Raw genomic sequence first — 5,169 nt, forward strand, 5'->3', positions numbered from 1 at the left:
CGCGCAGATCCACCGCCACCACCCGGAACCGCGCGGCCAGCGCGTCGAGCAGGTCCGGCCCCCAGCAGGCGCTCGACTGGGCCCAGCCGTGGACCAGCACCAGCGGGCGGGCGGCGGGGTCGCCGAGGACGCGGTAGGCGATGACCGTGCCGTCGGAGGAGACGGCGGAGGAGACGGCGGGTGTGGGTGCAGAGTTCATGGGACTCATCGTGCCAGCCGCACATGAGTCGGCCGGGGCCGAGCGTTCCGGCCACACAAGCCGGACCGGGGCGGCTACCGTGGTCCAATGGCAACCACCACCACCCAGATCGACTCCGACGTCGTGGTCCGCACCTTCTTCGACGCCCTCGTCTCGGGCAACGTCCCCGCCGCCGCCGACCTGCTGGCCGACGACGTGTGGTGGGCCAACATCGGGCTCCCCACCATCCGGGGTAAGCGCGACGTGGTCAAGGCGCTGTCGGCCATGGGCGCCACCGTGGACTTCGACGCGGAGATCCACCACCTCGCCGTGGGCGCACCGGCGGACCCGACCACCCCAGGCTCCCCCGCCATCGTGCTCACCGAACGCACCGACTACCTGGGACTCGGGCGATTCCGCTGCGGTTTCTGGGTCTGCGGACGCCTCGAGGTCCGCGACGGCCTCGTCTGCGGCTGGCAGGACTACTTCTCCAAGTCCGACATGGCCCTCGGCACGGTGCGCGGGCTGGTGGGGATGATCACCGGACGGGGTCGCTGAACTCGTCGTCGTCGAGCACCTAGTCTCTGGGACATGAGCTTCGATCACCCCGCCGTCCGTGAGCGCCTGGCCGACCTCCCCGCCGACACCCGCATCGCGGTGGTGACCGGCGCCTCCTCCGGGATCGGCGAGGCCACCGCGCGCGAACTCGCGGGGCTGGGGTTCCACGTGGTCGTCGGCGCCCGGCGACTCGACCGGCTGCAGGCGCTCGCGGACGAGATCGGCGGCACCGCCATGCCCCTGGACGTGACCGATCCCGCCTCGTGTGAGGCGTTCTGCGTGGCCGTCCCCCGGCTCCACGTGCTGGTCAACAACGCCGGCGGCGCCAAGGGCACGACCACCGTCATGGACGCCGACGAGGAGCAGTGGCGGTGGATGTGGGAGACCAACGTCCTGGGCACTCTTCGGCTCGTGCGCGGCCTCATGCCGGTGCTCGTGGAGACCGGCGACGGCCTGGTGGTGACCATCACCTCGATCGCCGCGCTGGAGTCCTACGACAAGGGCAGCGGCTACACCACCGCCAAGCACGCGCAGGCCGTGCTGCACCGGACGCTGCGCGGGGAGCACCTGGGCCAACCCGTGCGGTTCACCGAGATCGCGCCCGGCATGGTGGAGACCGAGTTCTCGCTCGTGCGGTTCGACGGCGACGACGACAAGGCCGGCGCCGTCTACCAGGGATTGACCCCCATGGTCGCACGCGACATCGCCGAGATCGTGGGGTTCGTGGCGAGCCGGCCGTCGCACGTCAACCTGGACCAGATCGTGGTCAAGCCGCGGGACCAGCACTCGGCCATGCGGGCGCACCGGCGCTGAGTGGTACGGTCCCGCGGTCCCGCGGTGGCGCGGTGGCGCGGTGGCGCGGTGGCGCGGGACCCCGTTGGCAGGTCCCGCCGACAAGGCCAGGCTTACCGATGTTCGGTTAGCCTTACTGACCTGGTAAAACGCTGTGGCCAGCCCTACTCTGGGAGCCCTGGGGCGCAACATGCCCCGGGCGAGTCTCGACGTCCGTCGAGGTCCCCGAGAGGAAGGGTGCCATGATCATGGCCAAGAAGTCTTCGTCGTTCACCGAACTCCTGTCCGCGCAGGTCGGCCACGAGTTCGCCGCGAGCCAGCAGTACATCGCGATCGCCGTGTGGGCCGACGCCAAGGATCTGCCCCAGCTCGCCGGACGCTTCTACCAGCACAGCCTCGGCGAGCGGAACCACGCCATGATGATGGTCCAGTACATGCTCGACCGCGACATCCCGGTGACCATCCCGGCCGTGCCCGGCCCGCAGGCCGAGTTCGACGGCCCCGTCGCCGCCCTGCGCTACGCGCTCGAGCAGGAGAAGCAGGTCACCCGTCAGATCGAGTCGATGTTCCAGGCGGCCCGCGCCGAGTCCGACCCGCTGGGTGAGCAGTTCATGCTGTGGTTCCTGCGTGAGCAGGTCGAGGAGGTCGCCAACATGAGCACCCTGGTGGCGATCGCCGAGCGCGCGGACAACGACTGGTTCCGCATCGAGGAATACCTCGCACGCGAGACCGACACCTCCACCAACACCGGCACCCCGCCCGCGGTGGCCGGCGGCGCCGTCTGACCGGACATCCCGGATCCGGCGAGCGGGCTCGGCCGGTACGGGCGGGGCTGGTGTTGGCGGGGCGGGCGCGGGCGGGTCAGGCGCAGCTGTACTCCACGTAGCTCACCCCGCTGTCGAACCCGATCCGCCGGTGCGTGACCAGGGACCGCGCACCGGTGGACCCGGCGATCAGCGGTCGCCCCCGGCCGATCACCACCGGGTTGACCTTGAGCCGGAACTCGTCGATCTCGTCCACCAACGCCGCTGCCAGCTCCCCGCCACCGCAGAGCCAGATGTCGAGCGGGGAGCTCTCCGCCTTGAGTCGTCGGACCAGTGTCACGGGGTCCTCGTCCGACGCCGTGAGGCCCGTCTCCGCCGGCAGATCACCCGGCCGATGGGTCACCACGTACTGGCGCAGGTGCGGGTAGCCGCTGGCCAGCCCCTCGTCGACAGCGACTTGATGGGTGGACCGGCCCAGCAGAACCGTGTCGAACACCCATGGGGCGGTCCCCGCGAGCCCGATCGCGCCGCGGATGTGACCGGGGATCGTCTCCGGATAGTGCTCGACGAGCCAGGCCATGTGGTCGCCCTCGAGCGGAAAGAAGTCCGTCCGTCCGTCGGGGTCCGCGATGAACCCGTCGGCGGTGACGGCGATGTAGTAGATGAGCTTGCGCATGGGTGAGTCCCTTCGTGGTCTGTGATCAGGGGAAATGGAGCGGGTCAGCCGAGCCGGATCACGTCGTCCACCCCCACCCGGGCACAGAAGCCGTCGTCGTGGCTCACCAGGACCAGGGCCCCGCGCCACCGCGCGAGAGCGTCGGCGAGCACCTCCACGCCGGCGAGGTCGAGGTTGTTGGTGGGCTCGTCCAGGATCAGCAACTGCGGAACCGGCCGCGCGAACAACCTCGCCGCCAACGCCGCGCGCAGACGTTCGCCACCGGAGAGCTCGGCGAGGCGGCGGAACCCGGCGTCCCCCGTGAACAACATCCGCGCGGCGTGGGCGTGGACCTGCTCGGGATCGGCCTCAGGGCGCACCGCCCGGATCGCGTCCACCACCGACCTGTCGGGATGCTCGACCCGCAGATCCTGCGGCAGCAGAGCCCAGGGCACGTGCGCCGCCTCGTCGTCACCAGCTCCGGCGGACCCGTCTCCGAACAGGCGCCGGAGCAGCGTGGTCTTGCCGCTGCCGTTGGGGCCGGCGAGCCGTATCCGCGCAGGCCCGGTCAGGTGGATGCGACCGGCGACCGGATCGAGGGTGTCAATCACGCTCCGCCCGGCCGGCAGCCCCGGGTCGGGCATCGGGATCCGCAACACCTCCTCTCGGCGGACGGCGGCGTCGGCGTCCTGCATCCGCGCGCGCGCCTGCTCGACTCCCTGCTCGTGGACCGCGCGTAGTCTGCCCGCGGATTCCTGGGCGGACCTGCGCCGTGCGTTCATGAGTATCTTGGGCATCCCGCCGGCGGCCTGCACGCGACGCCCATGCGCGAGTCTGCGGCTCGCCTTCTCCGTCCCCTCGACCCTGTCCCGCTTCTCCGCGCGCAGCTCGTTGCGGGCACCCGCCAGCGACTGCACCGCAGCCGATTGCTCGGAGTCGACGACCTCCCGGTACAGCGAGTACGGCCCCCCGAACAGTCGACATCGTCCGGACCGCAGCTCCACCGTGGCATCGGCCCGTTCGAGCAGTTCCAGGTCGTGGCTCACCGCCACAGCGATCCGCCGCCCTGCGGAGACGAACCCCTCGAGCGCCGCGAACAACCTGGCCCGGGCCGGTCGGTCGAGGTTGTTGGTCGGCTCGTCGAGAAGCAGCACCTTCGGCTGCCCCAGGAGTCGACCCGCCACCGCCGCGAGCGTGCGCTCCCCGCCGGACAACTCGCCCACGGGTCTGGTCAACTCGGCGGGCAGGCCCAGCTGGTCGAGCAGCGCGAGGGTCCGTTCGGCGACGGACCAGTCATCACCGATGCGGGCGAAGTCGTCGTCGTCGCCCTCTCCCGCCTCGATCCGATGCAGCGCCGCGAGCTGCGGGCCTATCCCGAGTTCGTCGGCGAGGGTGCGGCCGGGCGAGGCGTCGACGAGCAGCTGCGGCAGGTATGCGACCGCGGGCGGGCGGGCGGGCTCGCCGTCGACGGAGATCGACCCGGCGGACAGCGGCAGCTCCCCGGCGATCACGCGCAGCAGCGTGGACTTGCCGGCGCCGTTGCGGCCGACCAGTGAGGTCAGACCGGGGCGCACCGTGAGGTCGAGCCCGGTGAAGAGTGTGGTGTCGTCGGGGAACGCGTAGGCGACGTCCGACAGGACGAGGGAAGACATGAGTGCTCCAGGGAGGTGGCGGGTGGGCCGGGTCTCACCTGGGGTCGAGCACTGTCCTGTGGCTCCTCGTGTCGAGTTCTCGGCTGGCGCCCCTCGCGCCCGCAGGTCTCCCCGCGGTCACGCCGTGCGCCTGCCGACTTCCGCTGTGCACAGTACGCCGGGGGGCCACCGCGGGCAAGGGCTGCACGCGAGGCACGAGAGCACGCGAGGTCCCGTCTGGTCGAGGCTACTGCGGCGATTCCGCCGATTCACCGCAGTAGGCACGACCAGAACGCCGTGCCTGCGGCGGGCGGGCGCGTCACATGAACGCGCTGGGCGGGAGGCCTTCGCGGCTGGTCATCGGCAGCTCCTTCTCGAGCTTCTCCATGAAGAAGTGCGACTGCACCGCGGTCCAGATGTTGTTGGTGAGCCAGTAGATACCGATCGCGATGGGGAAGTTGAAGAAGTACGCGCCCACGATCGGGAAGAAGGGGAACAGGTACATCATGATCTTCATCGACTGGTTCATCGACTCGGTCATGGACTCGGCGATCGACTGGAAGTCCTGCGGCTTGCCCGCAGCTGCCGAGC

The 5,169-nt window shown here is 70.6% G+C and carries 5 protein-coding genes and 2 pseudogenes; 3 read left to right on the forward strand and 4 right to left on the reverse strand.

Annotated features, from left to right (window positions below; genetic code table 11):
* Positions 1–208, reverse strand: a pseudogene (locus tag G6022_RS07160) (alpha/beta hydrolase); the annotation flags it as partial.
* A gap of 78 nt (positions 209–286) precedes the next feature.
* Here G6022_RS07160 and G6022_RS07165 point away from each other — a divergent pair.
* From G6022_RS07165 to G6022_RS07175, 3 genes are all read left to right on the forward strand, one after another.
* Complete coding sequence (locus G6022_RS07165; RefSeq protein WP_182657632.1) at positions 287–736, forward strand: limonene-1,2-epoxide hydrolase family protein; 450 nt, start codon at positions 287–289, stop codon at positions 734–736.
* Positions 737–769: 33 nt separating this feature from the next.
* Positions 770–1,549 (forward strand): SDR family oxidoreductase, encoded by a 780-nt coding sequence (locus G6022_RS07170; RefSeq protein ID WP_182691270.1) that lies wholly within the window; start codon positions 770–772, stop codon positions 1,547–1,549.
* 227 nt (positions 1,550–1,776) lie between these two features.
* Positions 1,777–2,313 (forward strand): ferritin, encoded by a 537-nt coding sequence (locus G6022_RS07175; protein WP_179525999.1) that lies wholly within the window; start codon positions 1,777–1,779, stop codon positions 2,311–2,313.
* Positions 2,314–2,389: 76 nt separating this feature from the next.
* Here G6022_RS07175 and G6022_RS07180 read toward each other — a convergent pair whose 3' ends face one another.
* The 3 genes and pseudogenes from G6022_RS07180 to G6022_RS07190 all read right to left on the reverse strand — a co-directional run.
* The gene (locus tag G6022_RS07180) at positions 2,390–2,968 is read right to left on the reverse strand and encodes a dihydrofolate reductase family protein (protein WP_182610229.1); all 579 of its coding nucleotides are present in this window, start codon (positions 2,966–2,968) and stop codon (positions 2,390–2,392) included.
* A gap of 44 nt (positions 2,969–3,012) precedes the next feature.
* A complete protein-coding gene (locus G6022_RS07185) occupies positions 3,013–4,599 on the reverse strand; it encodes an ATP-binding cassette domain-containing protein (protein ID WP_182691273.1) in 1,587 nt (528 codons plus the stop codon).
* Between the two features lie 298 nt (positions 4,600–4,897).
* Positions 4,898–5,169, reverse strand: a pseudogene (locus G6022_RS07190) (YidC/Oxa1 family membrane protein insertase); the annotation flags it as partial.

Source organism: Dietzia sp. Cai40 (genome assembly GCF_014145165.1).
GTDB lineage: Bacteria > Actinomycetota > Actinomycetes > Mycobacteriales > Mycobacteriaceae > Dietzia > Dietzia natronolimnaea.

What these genes read in the sequence shown, in the direction of transcription:
- G6022_RS07165 (WP_182657632.1), top strand. Translation starts at nt 287, where the DNA reads ATGGCAACCACCACCACCCAGATCGACTCCGACGTCGTGGTCCGCACC.
- G6022_RS07170 (WP_182691270.1), top strand. Translation starts at nt 770, where the DNA reads ATGAGCTTCGATCACCCCGCCGTCCGTGAGCGCCTGGCCGACCTCCCC.
- G6022_RS07175 (WP_179525999.1), top strand. Translation starts at nt 1,777, where the DNA reads ATGGCCAAGAAGTCTTCGTCGTTCACCGAACTCCTGTCCGCGCAGGTC.
- G6022_RS07180 (WP_182610229.1), bottom strand. Translation starts at nt 2,968, where the DNA reads ATGCGCAAGCTCATCTACTACATCGCCGTCACCGCCGACGGGTTCATC.
- G6022_RS07185 (WP_182691273.1), bottom strand. Translation starts at nt 4,599, where the DNA reads ATGTCTTCCCTCGTCCTGTCGGACGTCGCCTACGCGTTCCCCGACGAC.